The organism is Alcaligenes sp. NLF5-7 (genome assembly GCF_024266725.1).
Taxonomy (GTDB): Bacteria; Pseudomonadota; Gammaproteobacteria; order Burkholderiales; family Burkholderiaceae_B; genus Alcaligenes; species Alcaligenes phenolicus.
In genome coordinates, this window is the sequence record NZ_CP100755.1 from 756,365 (window position 1) to 777,547 (window position 21,183).

17 protein-coding genes are annotated in these 21,183 nt (G+C 57.8%); 9 read left to right on the forward strand and 8 right to left on the reverse strand.

Annotated features, from left to right (window positions below):
• Positions 1-7: 7 nt before the first annotated feature.
• Both MID00_RS03565 and MID00_RS03570 read right to left on the reverse strand, forming a co-directional pair.
• Positions 8-1,057 (reverse strand): cytochrome d ubiquinol oxidase subunit II, encoded by a 1,050-nt coding sequence (locus tag MID00_RS03565; RefSeq protein WP_009455069.1) that lies wholly within the window; start codon positions 1,055-1,057, stop codon positions 8-10.
• Positions 1,054-2,394 carry a cytochrome ubiquinol oxidase subunit I gene (locus MID00_RS03570; protein WP_009455071.1) on the reverse strand — a complete coding sequence of 447 codons (1,341 nt, stop codon included), beginning with the start codon at positions 2,392-2,394 and terminating at the stop codon, positions 1,054-1,056. Before MID00_RS03570 ends, MID00_RS03565 begins: the two co-directional genes overlap by 4 nt.
• A gap of 161 nt (positions 2,395-2,555) precedes the next feature.
• Here MID00_RS03570 and MID00_RS03575 point away from each other — a divergent pair, with 161 nt between their 5' ends.
• The 5 genes from MID00_RS03575 (at position 2,556) to MID00_RS03595 (ending at position 7,819) form a co-directional block, all read left to right on the forward strand.
• Entirely contained in the window at positions 2,556-4,313 is a 1,758-nt protein-coding gene (locus MID00_RS03575; protein WP_254499704.1) for a glutamine--tRNA ligase/YqeY domain fusion protein, read from the forward strand.
• A 10-nt stretch (positions 4,314-4,323) separates the two neighbouring features.
• Entirely contained in the window at positions 4,324-5,094 is a 771-nt protein-coding gene (minC, locus tag MID00_RS03580; protein WP_009455075.1) for a septum site-determining protein MinC, read from the forward strand.
• Positions 5,095-5,317: 223 nt separating this feature from the next.
• Positions 5,318-6,133 carry a septum site-determining protein MinD gene (minD, locus tag MID00_RS03585; RefSeq protein WP_009455077.1) on the forward strand — a complete coding sequence of 272 codons (816 nt, stop codon included), beginning with the start codon at positions 5,318-5,320 and terminating at the stop codon, positions 6,131-6,133.
• Position 6,134: 1 nt separating this feature from the next.
• Positions 6,135-6,413 (forward strand): cell division topological specificity factor MinE, encoded by a 279-nt coding sequence (minE, locus tag MID00_RS03590; protein WP_009455079.1) that lies wholly within the window; start codon positions 6,135-6,137, stop codon positions 6,411-6,413.
• A gap of 257 nt (positions 6,414-6,670) precedes the next feature.
• Positions 6,671-7,819: an aromatic ring-hydroxylating dioxygenase subunit alpha gene (locus MID00_RS03595; protein WP_254499705.1), complete on the forward strand. Its 1,149-nt coding sequence runs from the start codon at positions 6,671-6,673 to the stop codon at positions 7,817-7,819.
• Between the two features lie 122 nt (positions 7,820-7,941).
• Here MID00_RS03595 and MID00_RS03600 read toward each other — a convergent pair whose 3' ends face one another.
• The 3 genes from MID00_RS03600 to ettA form a co-directional block, all read right to left on the reverse strand.
• Positions 7,942-8,169, reverse strand: coding sequence for a glycine zipper 2TM domain-containing protein (locus MID00_RS03600; RefSeq protein WP_009455083.1), 228 nt, complete (start codon positions 8,167-8,169; stop codon positions 7,942-7,944).
• 125 nt (positions 8,170-8,294) lie between these two features.
• Positions 8,295-8,831, reverse strand: a complete 537-nt coding sequence (locus MID00_RS03605; RefSeq protein WP_254499706.1) for an isochorismatase family protein — start codon at positions 8,829-8,831, stop codon at positions 8,295-8,297.
• Positions 8,832-8,841: 10 nt separating this feature from the next.
• The gene (gene ettA / locus MID00_RS03610; RefSeq protein WP_009455087.1) at positions 8,842-10,515 is read right to left on the reverse strand and encodes an energy-dependent translational throttle protein EttA; all 1,674 of its coding nucleotides are present in this window, start codon (positions 10,513-10,515) and stop codon (positions 8,842-8,844) included.
• A 162-nt stretch (positions 10,516-10,677) separates the two neighbouring features.
• Here ettA and MID00_RS03615 point away from each other — a divergent pair, with 162 nt between their 5' ends.
• On the forward strand, positions 10,678-11,178 hold the full coding sequence (locus MID00_RS03615; RefSeq protein ID WP_083054116.1) for a hypothetical protein: 501 nt from the start codon (positions 10,678-10,680) through the stop codon (positions 11,176-11,178).
• Positions 11,179-11,184: 6 nt separating this feature from the next.
• Here MID00_RS03615 and MID00_RS03620 read toward each other — a convergent pair whose 3' ends face one another.
• Together MID00_RS03620 and MID00_RS20600 are read right to left on the reverse strand one after the other, a co-directional pair.
• Entirely contained in the window at positions 11,185-12,108 is a 924-nt protein-coding gene (locus MID00_RS03620) for a glycosyltransferase family A protein (RefSeq protein ID WP_009455091.1), read from the reverse strand.
• A gap of 251 nt (positions 12,109-12,359) precedes the next feature.
• The gene (locus MID00_RS20600) at positions 12,360-12,488 is read right to left on the reverse strand and encodes a hypothetical protein (protein WP_003803595.1); all 129 of its coding nucleotides are present in this window, start codon (positions 12,486-12,488) and stop codon (positions 12,360-12,362) included.
• Between the two features lie 225 nt (positions 12,489-12,713).
• Here MID00_RS20600 and uvrA point away from each other — a divergent pair, with 225 nt between their 5' ends.
• The 3 genes from uvrA to MID00_RS03635 are packed head-to-tail and all read left to right on the forward strand — an operon-like array spanning position 12,714 to position 20,162.
• The gene (gene uvrA, locus MID00_RS03625) at positions 12,714-18,416 is read left to right on the forward strand and encodes an excinuclease ABC subunit UvrA (protein WP_254499707.1); all 5,703 of its coding nucleotides are present in this window, start codon (positions 12,714-12,716) and stop codon (positions 18,414-18,416) included.
• Positions 18,389-19,501 carry an aminodeoxychorismate synthase component I gene (gene pabB / locus MID00_RS03630; protein ID WP_254499708.1) on the forward strand — a complete coding sequence of 371 codons (1,113 nt, stop codon included), beginning with the start codon at positions 18,389-18,391 and terminating at the stop codon, positions 19,499-19,501. The genes uvrA and pabB overlap by 28 nt, the downstream gene beginning before the upstream one ends.
• A 10-nt stretch (positions 19,502-19,511) precedes the next feature.
• Positions 19,512-20,162, forward strand: coding sequence for an aminotransferase class IV (locus tag MID00_RS03635; RefSeq protein ID WP_009455099.1), 651 nt, complete (start codon positions 19,512-19,514; stop codon positions 20,160-20,162).
• Here the strand turns inward: MID00_RS03635 and MID00_RS03640 are convergent.
• Positions 20,139-20,939, reverse strand: a complete 801-nt coding sequence (locus MID00_RS03640) for a ThiF family adenylyltransferase (protein WP_035271118.1) — start codon at positions 20,937-20,939, stop codon at positions 20,139-20,141. The two genes, MID00_RS03635 and MID00_RS03640, sit on opposite strands and share 24 nt — an antisense overlap.
• Positions 20,940-21,183: the final 244 nt, after the last annotated feature.

Here is a 21,183-nt window from a genome sequence, read left to right on the forward strand (position 1 = left end):
AAAAAGGTCAGCCTTTAAAGCTGGGCGGCAAAGGTGGGCGAGACAATCCAAACATGCGCCAGTACACCCACACGTTGAAAATCAGCACGATGGGCAAGGTAATCACAATCGCCGACAGGATCAGGCTCAGGGCTGGCACCCCGGCAGCGGCGTCCCAGATCGTCATCTCGTCCAGGATCAGATAGGGGAAGAAACTGAACGCCAACCCGGCCATGACGGACACCATCACGAACAGGGTCAGCAAAAAGGGCAAGGTCGTGGTGCGATAGCTGCTGTTGATCATGCGCTGCAGGCTCATTTCAATCGACACAAAGCAGCTGAGAATCAAGGCCCACAGGAACAATACCAAGCCCCAATACGGCCCGTCGCTCCATTTAAGCAGCACGCCGGCATTCACAAAGGCCAACACGACGGACACACCCACGGCACCGGCTGCAAACCAGCGTACCGAACGACGGCCCCAATTGACCGCTCGGGCACGCAGCTCGCCGGCTTCACGCATGATGAGCCAGCTAGCGCCTAGCAAGCAGTACGCGGCAATAGCACAAAAGCCCATGAAGACAGAGAACCAGATATAACCCGCATCGCTCTGAAAGCCCACTACGACCTGCGCCAGCAGCACACCATGGGAAAACGCCGTCAACCAGGACCCCAGGGCAAAACCCATTTGCCAGCGGGACTGACGCTCTACCGGCGCGCGCAGTCGGAATTCGAAGGAGACGGAACGGGCAAAAACGCCCACACCCAGCGCACATAACGGTCCGTACAGGCCGCCCATCACCGCCCCCCAGGCTTTGGGGAAAGCGCAGACAAACAAACCCAGGCCCAGAAACAGCCAGAACTCGTTGGCATCGCGCCAGGGGCTCAGCAATGACAGCATGCGGGGACGCAAGGAGTCTGGTGCCAGCAAGGACAGGCAGCCCACGCCAATATCGAAGCCGTCCAGAACCGTACCGGCCACAATGATCAAAAAGAACAGGGCCAGAAACGCCAGCGGCATCCAGAACGCCGGATCATGGGCACCCAGGCCCAGCGCATTTGCAAAAGAGTCAATCATGCCCGCCCCCGATGACGTGCGATCGGTACCACACCAAAACGAACGGCATGTCGCAACTTCTGGAAAAAACCAATCATGCACAAGACGTAGACCAGACCGTAACTCAGCAAACCCAGCCCGACGGTAAAGACGCTCTCGGTGCTTTGCACTTGCACGGCCTGAATATCGTTACCGACCAGATAAGGCAAAAAGCCCAACAGGACGTAGGCTGCGCCACCCAGCAACATGATCCAGCCCAACACCGAGGCGACCACCATGAGCTGACGTTCTCTATAAGAAAGAGAGTGCGGGTCCAGGCCATAACGGCGAGTGCGCAACAAGACCCACAACAGCAGGAACAGCATCAAGGCTCCTGCCAGCACGGCTACACGGAAGGACCAGAAGGTCAGGGTGACGGGCGGCATGGCGTCGGAAAACTGATCCAGACCCATCAAAATGCCACTGTCATTACGACCCAACCAGCGTCCACCTGCATGAGACCAGCGCAGCACACCCAGAACACTGTCCTGCATGGCGGAGGGCGCCGCCACCAGAATCAAATCAGGCTGCGAGCCGCTTTCCCAGTACGCCGCCGCAGCCGCTGCCTTGGCAGGCTGATGCTCCGCAGTCATGAAACCATTGCCTATCACGGCGAGGATCAGGGCCAGCCAAGCCACCCCGCCCAGAAACAAGGCACTGCGAAAGGCCAGACGCTCCTGATCGGTAACCGGCTTTTGCATGGTCTGGGCGCAGGTTACACCCAACATGAAAAAGGCCACCGTCAGCAAACTGCCTGCAAACAAAAGACCGGCATACCAGGGCAAGGCGGGCGTGCTGAGCACATCCAGCCATTCCATCACCACATAATGGCCTTCAATCACATCGACACCCGTTGGCACCTGCATCCAGGCCACAATCGCCACCAGCCAGAACGCCGTGACGGTAACTCCCAGGGCCACCATCAGCACCACCACGGTATGAACCAGATTGGACAGCATGCGCTGGGCAAACAGCATCACACCCAAAAAGCAGGATTTGAAAATGAACAAGGACAGCATGGAGGCGGCCAGCATGGGACCGATGACATCGCCCACCTGCTCCATCAGGCCCGGCCAGACACTGCCAAACTGAAGCAGCACGGGCATGGACGCCGCAAAGCTTAAAATAAACGCCAGCGCAAACAGACGCACCCAAAAACGGTACGCCCCCATCCAGGCCGCGGCCTTGTTGCCAAAGGTTCTGATCTTGAAATACAGCAACACCCAGGCCAGTCCCAGCTCCAGGGCCAGAAACAGCAGCATGAAGCCCAGGCTAAGGAAAAACTGGGCATGAGACAGAGAAAGGGCGGAGTGCGTCATAATGAGCGCTAGTGTAGGGTGAATTAGCCTGCAAACGCCACCATACTACCCCAAGTTCTTCCCTGATTTTTTAGAACCCGTTCATGGGGTAAATACCCCTCTAAAACAAGAACGTGGCAAAATGGTCGATTAGTCTGTCGGCTTCTTTATTTCAAACGTGTATGACCTCTGACACCACTCCCGCTCCCGTATCTAATTTTCTGCGCACGATCATCGACCAGGATCTGAGCGCTGGCCGTTACGCACAAAAATCCTGGGCCGGTCAGCCAGGCCCGGCCAGTACCCAGGAAGGGGCGGCTGTTGATGCCGCGCGTATCCGTACGCGCTTTCCCCCCGAGCCCAACGGCTATCTGCACATTGGGCACGCTAAAAGTATCTGTTTGAACTTCGGACTGGCCAGCGACTACCAAGGTGCCTGCCACCTGCGCTTTGACGACACCAATCCTGAAAAAGAAGAACAGGAGTACGTGGACGCCATTATCGACATGGTGAAATGGCTGGGCTTTGACTGGACCTTCAATAAAGAAGAGAACCTGTACTTTGCCAGCGACTACTTCGACTATATGTACCAGTTTGCCGAAGCCCTGGTGAACGCGGGCCATGCCTACGTTGACGAGCAAAGCGCTGAAGAAATGCGTGCCAATCGTGGCACCCTGACTGAAAAAGGCGTGAACTCGCACTGGCGCGACCGCCCTGCCCAGGAGTCCATCAAGCTGCTGCGCGAAATGCGCGACGGCAAGCACCCCGATGGCAGCATGGCCCTGCGCGCCAAGATCGATATGGGCTCGCCCAATATCAATATGCGCGACCCGGTCATGTACCGTATCCGCCATGCCGAACACCATCGCACTGGCGACAAATGGTGCATCTACCCCATGTACAGCTGGGCGCACCCCGTGGAAGACGCGCTCGAGCGCATCACCCACAGTCTGTGTACCCTGGAATTTGAAGACCAGCGTCCCTTCTATAACTGGATTCTGGAACGCCTGGTCGAACTGGGTCAGTTGTCCGACCCGCTGCCCAGGCAGTACGAATTCTCGCGTCTGAACCTGTCCTACGTGGTCACCAGCAAGCGCAAGTTGCGCCAGCTGGTTCAGGAAAACCACGTATCGGGCTGGGACGATCCGCGCATGCCTACCCTGGCCGGTTTGCGCCGCCGTGGTTACAGCGCCGGTGCCATCCGCCTGTTCACCGACCGCCTGGGTGTGTCCAAGGCAGCCCAACACGTGGACTACAGCCTGCTGGAACAAGCCCTGCGCGATGATCTGGACCCGGTGGCCGACCGCAGCGTTGCCATCCTGGACCCGATCGAACTGATCATTACCAATTACCCGGAAGGCCAAAGCGAGCTGTGCCACGCACCGCGCAATCCGCACAATCCGGAAGCCGGTCAGCGCGAGTTCCCCTTCTCAGGTCGCCTGTACATCGAGCGCGAGGACTTCAAGGAAGATCCACCCAAAAAGTACTTCCGCCTGTTCCCCGGCAATACCGTGCGTCTGAAGTACGGCTATGTCGTGCGTTGCACCGGCTGCGTCAAGGACGAGCAAGGCAATGTCACCCAGGTTTTGGCGGAATACCTGCCCGACACCAAGAGCGGCACGCCCGGCGCGGACTCGGTCAAGGTCAAGGGCAATATCACCTGGATCAGCGCCGAGCACGCGATTGCCGCCGAGATTCGTCTGTACGATCGTCTCTTTGCCCACCCTCAGCCCGATGCAGCCGACCAGGACTTCCTGGAGCACATCAACCCGAACTCGCTGCGCGTGATTCAGGGGTGGCTGGAACCCGGCACCAAGGCCACGCCCGATGCCCGCTGGCAGTTTGAACGCCTGGGCTACTTTGTGGCGGACCGTGTGGACTCCACGCCAGAAAAACCCGTTCTTAACCGTACTACGACTCTGAAAGACACTTGGGTCTAAGGCTATTGACGTGAACGATCAGACTCATGCCAAAGGGCCGCAGGCCCTGGATTTCAAAAGCGCCACGCTGTACGCCGTACGGGTGGTCCTGCGTTCGGCTGACACGGCCGAGCAGTTAGCCGCTCTGTCTCAACGCATGAAAGACGCTGGCTCCTTCTTTGAGGACGAACCCGTCGTCATTGATGCCAGCGCGATTGATGCGCCGGTGGATTGGGCCACCCTGGTTGCCGCTTTGCGTGAGCACAAGCTGCACCCGGTGGGTATCATTGCCCACCCTGACCATGCCGATAACGCCATCGACAGCGGCTTGCCGCATGTGGAGTTGTCCAACCCACCAGCCCGCCCCCAAACCCAGGCCGCACCGGACAAGGAAGTGCCCGTGTTGTCGCAAGCCTCCCAGCAAGAAGCACCAGCGGCGGTCGCCCCGCCACCGCCCGCTATTGCTCCGGCTGCGCTCATCATCAACCGTCAGCTGCGTTCCGGCCAGCGCATCTACGCGCGCCACACGGATCTGATCGTGATCGGGGCGGTCAGCCAAGGTGCAGAAGTGGTAGCCGATGGCAATATCCACGTCTACGGTCCACTGCGCGGCAAGGCCATGGCTGGTGCCCGTGGCGATGCAAAAGCACGCATCTTCACCACCGAGCTGGACCCGGAACTGATTGCCATTGCCGGTGTGTATCGCATTATTGAAACGCGACTGGATGCACAGCTACGCAACAAGCCCGTTGTCGTCACGCTGGAAGAAGATACGCTCAGATTTGATCCTCTGAGCTCCTAGCAGTACAAGGCGCCGGCTTTTACCGGCGCTTTTTATAGAGGCTTGCACTGAGAGCCCGCATGAGAGCAAGCAAGTGCAAGCGCAACCGTGTAAGCTGACACGGAACAAAGCAATTGATATGTTTTGTTTCTAAGCAGTAGGCTAAGTGGCAGAACGGATGTCAAAATTAGGCCCGTTATGCTTTACGATTATGTGACTTGAAAAACAAAGGAATCCGATTGTCATGGCGCGTATAGTTGTAGTGACCTCCGGCAAGGGTGGTGTGGGCAAAACCACCACCAGTGCCAGTTTTGCATCTGGTCTTGCGATGCGCGGTCACAAGACCGTGGTCATCGACTTTGACGTTGGCTTGCGCAACCTGGACTTGATCATGGGTTGCGAGCGACGCGTGGTGTATGACTTCGTCAACGTGATCCAGGGCGAAGCCACATTGAACCAGGCCCTGATCCGTGACAAGCAGCTGGAAAATCTGTTCATCCTGCCCGCTTCCCAGACGCGTGACAAAGACGCGCTGACCCGCGAAGGTGTGGAGAAAGTACTGGAAGAGCTCAAGGGCATGGGTTTTGAATACATTGTGTGCGACTCGCCCGCAGGTATCGAAACCGGCGCCTTGATGGCCTCCTACTTCGCAGATGATGCGCTGGTTGTGACCAACCCCGAAGTGTCCTCGGTTCGTGACTCGGACCGCATCCTGGGCATTCTGGCCGCCAAATCGCGACGTGGTGAACAGGGCAAAGAGCCCATCAAAGAATATTTGTTGTTGACCCGTTATAGCCCCAAACGCGTGTCGGACGGCGAGATGCTGTCCTTGCAAGACGTTGAAGATATCTTGCGCATCAAGCTGATCGGTGTCACCCCCGAGTCGGAAACCGTGCTGCAAGCATCCAACCAAGGAGTACCCGTTATCCATATCAAGGAAAGTGATGTGTCCCAGGCCTATCAGGACATCGTAGATCGTTACCTGGGTGGCGAAAAACCATTGCGTTTTGTGGATTACGAAAAGCCAGGTCTGTTCAAGCGCCTGTTCGGAGGAAAGTAATATGTCTTTCCTGTCCTTCCTGCTCGGTCACAAGAAAACGTCGGCAACAGTTGCCAAGGACCGTCTGCAACTGATCCTTATTAACGAACGTGGCCAAGGGGGTGTTGCTCCGGACTACTTGCCCCGCTTGCAAAAAGAGCTGGTCGAAGTGATCTCGCGCTACGTGAAGATTAATCCCGATGACATCAAGGTGAACCTTGATCGCCAGGACTCGCTGGAAGTGCTGGAAGTTAAAATCGAAATGCCGCAAATTGATGCCAGCACGCTGGAAAACAAGTAAAGCGTTGCTGACAGAAAAACTTTGCTGCTTGAAATGGCCATCCGCAAGGGATGGCCATTTTCATGGCTGCTCCCTATACCAAAAGCAAGCCGCAAAACACCTGCAACGAGCAGCGCAATGCGGCTAGGCGGCTAATAGATCAGGTACAATTTTCCCTTGGTAATCGGCCCGTTCCGATTTTTCTTCGCGCCAGAGATGGCAAGTAGTGCCATCGATGTCCCCTGAGGCCTGGCTTATTGACCCATGCGGAGGGAATCATGACCGAGCTCGGTCAGATGGCACGTCTTGTGCCCGCTCACCCCCAGCTTCCTGTTAGCGCCTATTTCGACCACGCTCTGTTCGAGCGCGAACAAGAGCGTATTTTTCAGCAGTCGGCCTTGTACGTCGGCAATGAAAAACTTGTTCCCGAACCCGGCGACTGGCGCACCTTGATCCAGGAAAACGCTGCCCGTACTCTGATACGCAGCCAACACGGCGTAGAACTGCTCTCGAACGTCTGCAGGCATCGCCAGGCCCTGATGCTTGGTGGCATGCCCGGCCAGTCCAATCAGGCCAGCCACGGCTCCCTGAGCAGCACAGGCGGCAATATTGTCTGCCCCCTGCACAACTGGACCTATAACGCGCAAGGCGACTTGCTGGCGGCTCCCCGTTTCAAGGACAAGCCCTGTCTGAACCTGGAACGCTACCCCTTGCGGGATTGCCATGGCCTGCTGTTTGAAGGCCCGCGCGATCCAGCCCAGGATATGGCCGCCTTGTTCAGCCGCCCTGAATTCGACTTTCAGGACTATGTGCTGGATCACGTCGAAATCCACCAGTGCAACTACAACTGGAAAACCTTTATCGAGGTCTATCTGGAGGACTATCACGTCGCTCCCTTTCACCCTGGTCTGGGTCAGTTCGTAACCTGTGACGATCTGGAGTGGGAGTTCAGCGACTGGTATAGCCTGCAACGAGTCGGCGTGCATCAGGCCCTGGCCAATCCAGGCTCAGCTACCTATCGCCAATGGCATGACAATCTGCTGGCCTACCGCCAGGGCGAAGCACCGGATTTCGGTGCCGTCTGGGTAACCTACTTCCCCACCCACATGATCGAGATCTATCCGCATGTGCTGGTGCTCTCTACGCTGTACCCCAAGGGGCCGCAGGAAACCATGAATGTGGTGGAGTTCTACTACCCGGAAGACATCGTGGCCTTCGAGCGTGACTTTGTGCAAGCACAACGCGCCGCCTATATGGAAACGGCCATAGAAGATGATGAGATTGCCGAACGTATGGATGCCGGCCGCCGCGCCTTGATGGAGCGTGGGGTCTGCGAGGTAGGCCCCTACCAGTCACCGCTGGAAGACGGCATGAAGCACTTTCACGAATGGTATCGCTCCATGATGGACGAGCGGCACCACCCGTAAGACATCACCGCAAGCCTGCTTACTGCCCTAAGCAAGAAAAAAGCCTCAAAGCCGGGAGGGATCTCCCAGGCTTTGAGGCTTTTAATCCGATGAGCGTTTCAGCTCAATCAGAGAATTTGAATTTAGCGGTTCTTGCCGATCTGATCGCCGATCACGCCACCAATCGCTGCGCCACCGACCGTACCCAGAACGCCACCATTAGTGATGACTGCACCAGCCACACCACCCAGACCAGCGCCGGTTACGGCACCCTTTTGACGTTTGCTCATACCATCCCAGGAAGAGCAGCCCGCCATCACGACGGCCAGAACCGTGGCCATACCCACTTTAGTGATAGTCGTCATTTTCATCCGTAAACCTCCGTGAAGTATCCGTGCTCAACACGGCATTAAAGTCTATCTTCACCCTACGGAGCCAATTAGTCCAGACCCTATTGTTAGGCAACGCAACAGATGTAATTCAGCTTTTGTTCAGTTTATTTGATCAGGGCCAGAACCTGCTTGAATACGGGGTTAGCCGGCGTTTCCAACAATTCAAACATGGCCATTTCGGCGCTAACGCGCTCCAATCCATGCATCGCCCAGCGATCCCAGGCAGCTTGTCGGGACTCGGGATGGCGCGAGCCTACGCAGTCCCCGACCAGCACAGGTTCATAACCACGCTCCATCAAACCCAGGCCAGTTTGTAACACACACACGTGAGACTCTGTACCCAGTAACAAGACTCGTGTGCGCCCTACCGGCAAGGCAGGCAAAAAATCGGCTTCGCGCGTGGCATCGAAGTGGGTTTTATGCAGCACTTTATCAATATGTGGTAACAAAGAAGCATCGGTTGGGCCGATTTTCTCGGCCCAATGCTCGGTTGCCAGCACCGGCACCCCTAAAAGACGCGCCGCCTGTGCCAGCTTCCCGGCCCGTTCGACCAAGGCTTGGTGGTCTGCAATGGCGGGCAGGAGCCCCGTTTGCATATCCACAATCAGGACGAAAGACTGGTGAGCATTGAGCACAGGCATGGCACTTTCCTTATTTCAGGGACTTGTAGCGGATACGACGAGGTTTGGCAGCATCTTCGCCCAGACGCTTCTTCTTGTCTGCTTCGTATTCCTGATAGTTGCCATCAAAGAATACGACCTGCGAATCACCCTCAAAAGCCAGAATGTGGGTGGCGATACGGTCCAGGAACCAGCGATCGTGACTGATCACCATGACCGAGCCGGCAAACTCCAGCAGGGCATCTTCCAGAGCACGCAGGGTTTCCACGTCCAGGTCGTTGGATGGTTCGTCCAGCAGCAAGACGTTGCCGCCTGCGATCAGGGTCTTGGCCAGGTGCAGACGACCACGCTCCCCGCCAGACAGATTGCCCACGATCTTGTTCTGATCCGCGCCCTTGAAGTTGAAGCGGCCCAGGTACGCACGCGATGGCATTTCAAAGCGGCCCACGGTCAGCAGGTCTGCGCCATCGGCAATCGCGTCAAAGACGGTCTTTTCATTAGCCAGGGCATCGCGCGACTGATCCACATAAGCCAGCTTGACGGTTTGGCCCAGTTTGACCGTACCGGAATCAGGCTGCTCTTTACCGGCCAGCATGCGGAACAAGGTGGACTTACCTGCGCCGTTAGGACCAATAATCCCGACGATGGCACCAGCTGGCACCTTGAAGCTCAAGTTGTCGATCAGCAGACGATCGCCATAGCCCTTGCTGACGTTTTCAAACTCAATAACTTCATTACCCAAACGCTCGGCCACAGGAATGAAGATTTCCTGGGTCTCGTTGCGCTTCTGGTATTCGTGCGAGGACAGTTCCTCGAAACGGGCCAGACGGGCCTTGGCTTTGGCCTGACGTCCCTTGGGGTTCTGGCGCACCCACTCCAGCTCTTTCTTGATGGTGCGCTGACGAGCACTTTCCGACGCCTCTTCCTGCTTCAGACGGTCGTCTTTCTGCTCCAGCCAGGAGCTGTAGTTGCCCTTCCAGGGAATACCGTGGCCACGGTCCAGTTCCAGAATCCACTCGGCGGCGTTGTCCAGGAAGTAACGGTCGTGAGTGACTGCTACTACAGTGCCGGGGAACTGGCGCAGGAACACTTCCAGCCAATCCACACTTTCCGCGTCCAGGTGGTTGGTGGGCTCATCCAGCAGCAACATATCAGGCTTGGACAGCAGCAACTGGCACAGGGCCACGCGGCGCTTTTCACCACCGGACAGGTTTGCAATGGAGGCATCCCAAGGTGGCAGACGCAGCGCATCGGCCGCGATTTCCATTTGGGTTTCGATGTCGTCCGCACCACTGGTCGCGGCGGCGGCAATAATGGATTCCAGTTCGGCCTGTTCGGCGGCCAGAGCGTCAAAATCTGCGTCGGGCTCGGCGTATTCGGCGTAGACCTGTTCCAGACGCTGACGCGCCTCGAACACCTGACCCAAACCGGCCTGCACGGCTTCGCGCACGCTGTGTTCGGGATTCAGCTGAGGTTCTTGTGGCAGGTAACCGATCTTGATCCCCGCCATGGGGACGGCTTCGCCCTCGATCTCGGTATCTACCCCGGCCATGATCTTTAGCAAGGTGGATTTACCCGAGCCGTTCAGGCCCAGCACACCAATCTTGGCACCTGGAAAAAAAGACAAGGAGATATTGCGCAGAATCTGCCGCTTGGGCGGCACAATCTTGCCCACGCGGTTCATCGAATAAACGTATTGAGCCATATAAACCTAAAAAGGAAAAACAGGTCGTGTTCGGAAAACTGGGATTGTAGGCGTTTGGCGCCCGAAAGGTGCGCTTCTGTCAGGTTCAGAACGAAACACCCGGCCTGAGTGCAGGCCTGTCTCAGGTAATATACTCACTTTTGCTGACAATCCAAAAACGCCATGCCCACACCTGACGCCCCTGAACTTGTATTTACCACCGAAGAGATCGAAACCCTGGGCCGCACTGCCGATGCGCTGAGTGCCTACCTGGGTCGTGCCGTCCTGGCCGAGATCGTGGGAGCGGAAGAAACCGGCTTTGAATGGGTCATCTTTGCCATGCCCCTGGACAAGAATGAAGACGAAAGCGAATTCACGATTGTGCAGGTAGGCGGCGAACAGGCCCGCATCGTGGGCAACCGCGGCGGCTTGGACCCCAAGGACACGGCGGTCTATGCCTGCCGTTACCTGTGGGCCATCCAGTTAAGCGATGCCGAGCCTGTGCGCTTTATCAAAGTGGACGAAGAAGGCGAGGAAGTCGCCTGGACCGAGACCCTGGAAGAATTGCTGCCCTTCGCCCTGAGCGAAGATGCCTTCGCCGTCGAGGATGAGACGGATGAAGACGACGAGGACGACGATGATGACAGCCCGGAACCGGGCGTGCACGGCCACACCCTGCACTAATCGCGTTCAGGCCCGTCGCTTGTCCCGCAGATATAAAGCAACACCCACCGGCCACATCAAACCCACCAGCAGATAAGACGCCAGGCCTTTCAAGCCATAGCCTGCTGGTGGCTTGCGCCCACTGGCACGCAGGTGCAGCCCAAAGCGGGTGTAACGCGCGGCAGCCATCAAGAACGCCTTGGGCTCGTAGCGGAACCAGGGCAGACACTTCACCACCGTATCCTGCGCCAGCAGCCACAAGCCCAGTGCATGTTGCTGGCTGGTTTTGCCTTGCACCGACAAGGAGTCCGGGCTGTCGTGGTAGACACGGAATACGGTGTTCACAAATCGGTTCTTGTAGCCCGCACGGGCAATCGCCCGCCACACCAGGCTTTCTGGCACAAAGCCGTCGATCTGATCGGGAAAGGGAAACTTGCGCAACACAACGGTACTCAAACAGCCGAACTTCTCGCCCCGCACGTGGTAGCGAAAACTCATGTCCAAAGAGCTGGCATCAAAAATATCCTGGGGGAACATATCACCGACGACCTTACCATCCGGTCGCACACACAGGCCTGTAATGCCCGCATAGCCCGCTCGTTCTGATACGGGGATGTCGGCCCAGATCTGCGCCATATCGTAGAGCGCATTCACCAGCAGGGTGTCATCACTGTCCAAAGCAACGACCAGTTCACCTTGGGCCAGAGCCACGCCGTGATTGAACGCCGCCTTCTTGTGACGATTTTCCTGCCAGGCATAATGAATCGGAAAGGAGGCTTGCTGTTGCCAGCCTTGCACCAGTTCCCTTGTCCCGTCTGTGGAACCATCGTCAATGACCACCCATTCAAAATCCTGACAGGTTTGCTCGCACAAGGAAAGATACACGCGCTCCAAGGTGTGAGCGCGGTTATAGCTAGGTGTCAGGACGGTGAACAAATGGCGCCATTCCATACGCGGGTGTCCCCATAAACCACTGTTTTGATTATTGTTACGGGCAGCTACTTAGATCTGCATCAGAATGACATCATCATAAAGCAAGCACGGCGCTGTGCAGCGCACTATCTGCAGGGCTCCAGACAAACCCGAAGCAAAATCAAACGCGCACAAAAAAACCACAGGCAAGCCTGTGGTTTTTTTGCTGCTGGGTGTGATTTCAAGCTGAAAAATCAGGTTTCTGCTTGTACACCGCTCAAGCCAGGCACTTAGACGCGCTTGACCTTTTCCAGCATTTTGAAAACGCCCTTGGGTGCGCGCACAAACAGACGTTTGAATGCTTTACCCAGGCAACGACGCTCCAGCGTGTTGCGGCGAGTGCGTTTGATTTCCGCCATGGTGATCTCCGATCTTAATGTAAGCCCTGCCGGATGATCCCGACAAAAGCGCAATAGCTAACCAGAAATTCTACCGTAATCCGCGTTAAGATACAAAGGCTAGAGTGTGCATCCCTGGCAACACCTTGCTGGCGTGTACCGCTCTCACTGGCGCATGGGGCCTGTTTGACAGGCCTTTTCGCTGCCGCTTCCCTACTCTGCCCTCTCCAGAAAGCCGACCTTGCCATGAGCTCAGAAATTCGCATTTTTGGCGCCCGCCAGAACACTCTGAAAAACCTGAATGTACGTATCAAAACGGGCGAGTTATTGGTTATTACCGGCGTTTCCGGCTCAGGCAAAAGTTCGCTGGCCTTTGACACTCTGTATGCAGAAGGCCAACGACGCTATGTAGAAACCTTCTCCCCCTATGCGCGCCAGTTCCTGGACCGCATGGACAAACCTCAGGTCGATCGCATTGAAGGCATCTTGCCCGCCATTGCCATTGATCAGGTGAACCCGGTACGCAACTCGCGCAGCACCGTGGGCACCATGACGGAGCTGAACGATTACATCAAGCTGCTGTACGCCCGCTTGGGCGAGTTGTATTGCCGCCAGTGCGCCCAGCCTGTGCGCCGCGACAATGCCGACAGCATCGCCAAGCAGATTCGCAAGCTGGCAGAGGACCACGATGACCCACGCCTGGTTCTGACCTTTGCCGTCAAGGTTCCGGCCAACTTCACGCAGCAAGAAATTGAAACCTTGCTGCATCAGCAGGGCTACACCCGCCTGCACCACGAAGAAACACAGACCGTCACAGCCAGCAGCAGCACGAAAAAGGGCAAAAGCAGCAAAGCCGCCCCCACGGAGCAAAAGCTTCTCTATGTGATTCAGGACCGCTTCCGTGCCAGCACGGTAGAGCCGGAACGTTTCATGGAAGCGATCGAAGCGGCCTTGCGCCACGGACAAGGCAAGTTGACGGTGTATGCTTCGGCCAGTGTCGATGGCCCGGAAACCGCCTGGCGTTTCAGCCAGGGCCTGCACTGTGCTCAGTGCGATATTGAATACAGCACGCCCGTAGCCAGCACCTTCTCCTTCAACTCGCCCCTGGGCGCGTGTGAATCCTGCCGTGGCTTTGGCCGCGTGATGGGTATTGATTACGGCCTGGTCGTTCCCGATCCCAGCAAAAGCCTGCTGGAAGGTGCGATCCGCCCTTGGCAGACAGCCAGCTACAAAGAATGTCAGGTCGAGATGGAGCGCTACGCTCCGGCAGCCGGTGTACGCCTGAGCGTGCCCTGGAAAGACTTGAGCCAGGAAGAGCGCGACTGGGTGATTAACGGCACCCCGGACTGGAAAGGCGGCAATCAGGCCTGGAAAACCCAGTGGTACGGCGCGCAACGCTTTTTCGACTGGCTGGAGTCGCGCGCCTACAAGATGCACGTGCGTGTGCTGCTGTCCAAATATCGCAGCTACAACACCTGCCCGGCCTGCGCCGGCTCGCGTCTGAAACCCGAAGCCAGCTTGTGGCGTGTAGGCGATCAGGCGGCCCCCGCCGATTCCCGCTACCCACGTTTCATGCCCGTGCATTCCAACTGGCTGCGCGAGCAACTGGATGCCATGCCCGGCCTGAGCGTTCCGGACCTGATGCGTTTGCCTATAGAGCACGTACGCAGCTTTTTCCAAGGCCTGCACTTTGGCGATGCACGCGATGCGGCCATTGATCTGCTCTTGAAAGAAACCCTGTCCCGCCTGGATTATCTGTGCGATGTGGGCCTGTCCTATTTGTCGCTGGACCGCCAAAGCCGCACCCTGTCTGGCGGTGAAGTGCAGCGTATCAACCTGACCACGGCACTGGGCACCTCGCTGGTAAACACCCTGTTCGTGCTGGACGAGCCCTCGATTGGCCTGCACCCACGCGATATGCACCGCATTATTGAAGTAATGCATCGTCTGCGCGGCAATGGCAACACCCTGGTGGTGGTCGAGCACGACCCGCAAGTGATGGTGGCCGCCGACCGTATTCTGGACATGGGCCCCGGCCCTGGCGAGCGTGGCGGTCAGATTCTGTTTGATGGTTCGCCCCAAGCCTTGCGCGGTGCAGAAACGCTGACAGGCCGCTACCTGAGTGGCGAGCTGAGCATCGAATCGCCCCGCCCTATGCCTGTGGCCGACAACACCCCGCGCCTGCTGCTGGAAGACGTGAGCGCACACAATCTGCGCCATATCTCCGTCTCCATTCCGCTGGGCCGTCTGGTCTGCGTAACGGGCGTCTCCGGCTCGGGTAAGTCCACGCTGATTCAGGACGTGCTCTACCCGGCCATCCTGAAACAACAAGGCAAACCAACGGAAGCCCCTGGCCCTTACGGTGCCTTGCTAGGCGCCGAGCAAATTGCCGAAGTAGTGATGGTGGATCAGACGCCTATCGGCAAAACGGCCCGCTCCAACCCGGCCAGCTATGTCGGTGCCTTTGACCCTATCCGCAAGCTGTTTGCCCAGGCTCCGCTGTCCAAAGAACGCAGCTACACGCCCGGCACCTTCAGCTTCAATAGTGGCGATGGCCGCTGTCCAACGTGCGGCGGCACGGGCTTTGAACATATCGAAATGCAGTTCCTGTCGGACGTGTACCTGCGCTGCCCGGATTGCGATGGCAAACGCTTCCGCCCCGAAGTGCTGGAAGTGCGTATCGAACACTTTGGTCGCAGTGCCTCGATTGACGAGGTGCTGGACATGACCGTGCATCAAGCCATGGAGTTCTTTGAAGGCCTGCGCGATGTGCAAACCGGCCTCGCGCCATTGGCCGATGTAGGTCTGGATTACCTGAAACTGGGCCAACCTGTGCCTACGCTCTCGGGCGGTGAGGCACAACGCTTGAAACTGGCAGCTTATTTGGCCCAGGCTTCGCGCACCCGTCTAAGCCAGGTGAAGGTCGCCAAGAAAGGCAATCTGTTCCTGTTCGACGAGCCCACCACCGGCCTGCACTTTGACGATATTGCCCGCCTGATGCGCGCCTTCCGCAAGCTGCTGGCCGCTGGTCACAGCCTGCTGATTATTGAGCACAATCTGGACCTGATCCGCGCGGCAGACTGGATTATTGATCTGGGCCCCGAAGGCGGCGAACATGGCGGCCAATTGCTGGGCACGGGTACGCCGGGCGACATCATGGCGCTGGAGCAATCGCACACCGGCCATGCCCTGAAAGAATACGAACAAGCCATTCTGGGTAAAGGCTCGGCCCTGTTCCAGGAACCCGAGGTGGATTACAAGGCCAGCTCGGGCGGCAGCAACGATGGCCAGATCGCCATCCTGAATGCGCGCGAGCACAATCTGAAAAACATATCGGTGCACATCCCGCACAATACCTTCACCGTCGTGACAGGTGTCTCCGGTTCGGGCAAATCCACCCTGGCCTTCGATATTCTGTTTAACGAAGGCCAACGCCGCTACCTGGAATCCCTGAACGCTTACGCCCGAGCGATTGTGCAGCCTGCCGGTCAACCCGATGTGGACGCAATCTACGGTATTCCGCCTACCGTTGCCATTGAGCAGCGCACCAGCCGCGGGGGCCGCAAGTCCACCGTGGCCACCATGACGGAAATCCACCATTTCCTGCGCTTGCTGTATGTTAAGCTGGCCACCCAATACTGCCCGGACTGCCATGTGCCTGTGGCCCCGCAAACGGCCGAGCAAATCGCCGCGCAATTGCTGCGTGATCATAAGGGTGAGCATATTGGTTTGCTGGCTCCCCTGGTCACCGCTCGCAAGGGCTACTACACTGACCTGGCCAAATGGGCGCAGGGCAAGGGCTATACCCATTTGCGCGTGGATGGCGAGTTCATCCCCGTCAACCCTTGGCCGCGCCTGGACCGTTACAGCGAACACACGCTGGAACTGCCGGTGGCCGACCTGATTATTGACCCTCGCCACGAACTGCAACTGCGCCAAGCCATACGCGAGGCGCTGGAGCTGGGTCACGGCTCCTTCAGTGTGCTGGCTCCCCTGACGCCATCGGGTTCCATGTCGCTGGAGCAACGCCGACAAGGTCAACCGCTGTCCACGGCCAGCCAGCAACACTTCTCCGTCAAGCGGGCTTGCCCGTGCTGCGGCACCAGCTTCCCCGAGCCGGACCCACGCATGTTCTCCTACAACTCCAAACACGGCTGGTGCAAGGACTGCTTTGGTACGGGCTTGAAGCTGACCGGCTTCGACCAGGAACAAACGGGCGAAGAAAACAGCTGGAATAACGGCTACGAAGGCGAAGCCGTGGAATGCCCAAGCTGTCACGGCCAACGCTTGAACCCGGTCTCTCTGGCTTTTGAATGGCGCGACCAATCCATTGCCAAGCTGGCCGGTTTGCCCGTGGATGAAGCGCAGACCTTTTTTGGCAGCCTGAACATGAGTGGCCGCGAGGCCGATATTGCGCGCGACATTCTGAACGAAATCCGCAGCCGTCTGGACTTCATGCACGAAGTGGGCCTGGGATATCTGGCGCTGGATCGTGCCGCCCCCACCTTGTCGGGTGGGGAAGCCCAGCGTATCCGTCTGGCGGCCCAGTTAGGCTCAAACCTGCAGGGCGTGTGCTATGTGCTGGATGAACCCACGATCGGTCTGCACCCGCGCGACAACCAGATTCTGCTGAACGCCATGGCGCGTCTGGAAGGCAACGGCAATACGCTGGTGGTTGTCGAGCACGATGAAGACACCATACGCCGTGCCCAGCACATTATTGATATGGGCCCCGGTGCGGGCAAACGCGGCGGTGAAGTCATCGCCCAAGGCACGCTGGCAGAAATCGAGGCCAACCCCAATTCGCTGACTGGCCGCTATCTGCGTGAGCCGCTCAAGCACCCCATGCAGGCACGCCGTCCCGTCCAGGCCGATGCACCCATGCTGACGGTGCACGATGCCAGCCTGCATAACCTGAACAAGGTCCAGGCCGGTATTCCGCTGGGCAAGCTCAGTCTGGTGACGGGCGTGTCAGGTTCCGGCAAATCCACCTTTGCCCGCGATGTGCTGCTGGATAACTTGCAACGTGTTGTCGGCAGCAAAGAAAAACCGGTGTGGCAGGGTTGTTCCAGCATCAGCGGCTGGGAAAGCCTGGACCGCGTGCTGGAAGTGGACCAAACCCCCATTGGCAAAACACCCCGCTCCTGCCCGGCCACCTATATCGGCTTCTGGGACGAGGTGCGCAAACTGTTTGCCAACACCAACGATGCCCGTCTGCGTGGCTGGAGCGCCTCACGCTTCTCCTTTAATACCGGCGATGGCCGTTGCCCCTTGTGCGAAGGCCAAGGCATGCGCACCCTGGAAATGAGCTTCCTGCCGGATGTGAAGGTTCCTTGTGACGCCTGCCACGGCCAGCGCTTCAATCCGGAAACCCTGGCGGTGACCTGGCGCGACGTCTCCGCCGGTCAGCTTTTGCAAATGGATGTGGATGAGGCGGTTGAATACTTTGCCGCACATCCTAAAATATTGCGCCCCCTGCAACTGATGCAAAGCGTGGGCCTGGGTTATCTGACCCTGGGCCAACCCTCCCCCACCCTGTCCGGTGGCGAGGCGCAGCGCGTCAAGCTGGTCAGCGAACTGGTCAAGGCTCGTTTGGACGAAGGTCTGACTCGCACAGGCCGCGCCTACAAGGCTCCGCACACCCTATACGTGCTGGATGAGCCTAGCGTGGGCCTGTCCATGGCGGATGTGGAAAAGCTGATTGTGGTGCTGCACCGACTGGTCGATGCCGGCCATACCGTGCTGGTGATTGAACATAATCTGGATTTGATTGCCGAAGCAGACTGGATTGTCGATCTGGGCCCCGAAGGCGGCTCGGGCGGCGGCAGACTGGTGGTGCAAGGCACGCCGGATCAAGTACAAGCCAACCATGCCTCGCATACCGGCATGGCCCTGGCGGAATTTTTAAAGGAACACGGCGCATGTATGGCCGATTTGAAGACAGACTAAAAGGCTATGCGCTGGAAATGCAGGGCTACCTGGGCCATATCCAGGCTCGTAGCCCTGAGGACTTAAGTACTGCTTTTGAAAAAATCGAACAGGCTCGCCAAGCCGGCCACTGGGTGGCCCTGGCACTGGACTACGAACTGGCCGAGTTGTTCGAACCCCGTCTGTCTGCGCGTGATGCAGCGTCCCATGCGCCCCTGAATGCGCTGGTGTTTGAGCAGGCTCAGGAAGTGGCTTTATGGGATAGTCAGGCAAAGCCCGAATTGAAGGTCAGCCTTCAAATCAGTCAGAAAGACTATCGGGATGCGCTGGCCCAGGTTCAGCAAGGTTTGCAGGCCGGGGATTTTTACCAGATCAACTACACCATGCCCCTGTGCATTCAATCCGGCATGGCACCGCGTGATCTCTATACCGCACTGGCCAGCCGCCACCCTGTAGCCTACGGTGCTTATCTGGATCTGGGTGATCGTCATATCCTGTCGCTGTCACCCGAGCTGTTTCTGGAAAAACGTGGCAACACTGTGCGGACCCGCCCCATGAAAGGCACCCGCCCGCGCGATACCGACCCTGTTCAAGATCAGAAAAACGCCCATGATCTGCAGAGCAGCCTGAAAGACCTGGCTGAAAACCTGATGATTGTGGATTTGCTGCGCAACGATCTGGGCCAGGTAGCCCGCACCGGCACCGTACAAACCACCAGCTTGTTCGATGTAGAGCAATATGCCTCGGTCTGGACCATGACATCCAGCATTCAGGCAGAGGTAGACCCGGACTGCAGCCTGGAGACCCTGCTACGCGCTCTGTTTCCCTGTGGTTCGATTACCGGCGCCCCAAAGCTGGCCGCCATGCAATGCATACGCCAACTGGAAACGCAGCGACGCGGTATTTACTGCGGCTCGGTGGGGTATCTCAGCCCCCAGGGCGACTTGTCCCTGAATGTCAGCATCCGCAGTCTGGAGCTGAACAATCATGGTCAAGGAACATTTGGCGTGGGCGGTGGCATTGTGCTGGATTCGGACCCGGACCAGGAATGGTTGGAGTGCTTGTGGAAAGCACGCGTATTGCAGGCCCCTGTAACACTGATTTAAAGGCAGCATCATGAGCCAAAGCAAACCTGAATTGATAGAAACCTTGCGGGTAGATGCAGACGGCCAGATCCCCCTGCTGGAACTGCATCTGGAGCGCGTGGCACGCAGCTGCGCGGAACTGGGCTACGACTGGGATGCACAAACCTGGTTGCAGGCCATGCATACGGCGCTGGGCCAGGCTCCGGTCAACACACCCTTACGACTGCGTATCTTGTGGGGTGCCGACGCCAGCGCCCAGGCACAGGCGAACGCACTGCCAGCACTGGAAGGCCCCTTACAGCTATGCCTGTCCCGCACACCCCTGCCCGCTCAGGACCCGCTGCTCTCGCACAAGACGACGCATCGCCCCTGGTATCAAGAGGCCAGCGCCCTGCTGGAAAAGCATCCCCAAATCTTTGATGTGATCTATCTGGATACACAGAATCGGGTTTGTGAAGGCAGCCGCAGCAATATTTATATTCAGGACGAACAGGGCCAGTGGTGGACACCGCCCGCCCAAGGCTGGCTCTTGCCCGGCGTGCAACGGCAGGCGCTTCTCAATAGCAAGCTGGTTCGTGAAACCGAGATTTCCCTGGAGGATTTACTGAACGCCAAGGCAATCCGAGTCTCGAATGCCTTGCGTGGCTGGCAGGACGCCTTACTGGTTCAGTATCCGGTTTAAGGCGTAGTCGGCGGCCTGCATGCCCATGCTGGCCGTCACAGTGACCCCGGAGCCATAACCCGCGCAGGCCAGTCCTTGCAGCGCACCGTCTTCGGCCTGGGTCCAGTTCTGTGGCAGACGCGTTTCCTGCTCGAACCACAGGCAATCCACTCCCATGCGAGGCACACGCTTCAAGGCGCGGCCCTGAGCATCGCTGCCACGTGCAAAGCCATGCTGCTTGCGCAGGATCTGGCGCAGCTTGCCCAACAAGGCATCATGGCGTGCTACCGACAAGTCTCCCCGGCGCAACGTCAGCGGGTCGGTTTTGCCTCCTGCCCCGCCGCAGCTCAGCAGGGGCACCTTGCAGCGCCTGGCCTGCAAGATCAGAGCAATCTTGGCACTGGCCTGGTCAGTGCAATCCAGAAACACGTCGGGACGCTGCTCCATCAGGCTGGCCGCATTATCCTCAGTGACAAAATCTTCAATCAGCTGCAGCTGGCACTGAGGATTGATCTGCGCAATGCGCTGGGCCATGGCTTCAATCTTGGCCATGCCCAAGGTGCTGTCCAGGGCAGGCAACTGGCGGTTGATATTCGATTCGGCAATATTATCCAGATCAATCAGGGTAATCCGGCCCACAGCAGAACGGGCCAGCGCTTCCACCGCCCAGGTTCCCACGCCCCCGATACCCGCCACCATCACATGGGCGGCCGCCAGACGCTCGCGCGCTCCGGCTCCATACAAACGATCCAAACCGCCGAAACGGCGTTCGGCATCCATGTTGTGCTGCTCTGTCATGCAATCTGTCCATCACCGGCCCATGCGGCCAAACCCGTTAATTCTACGTCTAATTGCCCCTGACCAGCCTGTGAAACGGGCCTTATGCCCTGGTGGCTTGACTGTGCCCTGCCAAATAGCAACACTCATATAAGCAAATTAGTATTTTTCCTTAGTTATCAGCATCAAAGCCCGCTACAGTGGACTGTGCTTGCTCTACAATTGTCATAGGTTTCAAGCATCTGTGATTTTGGCTTACCACCCC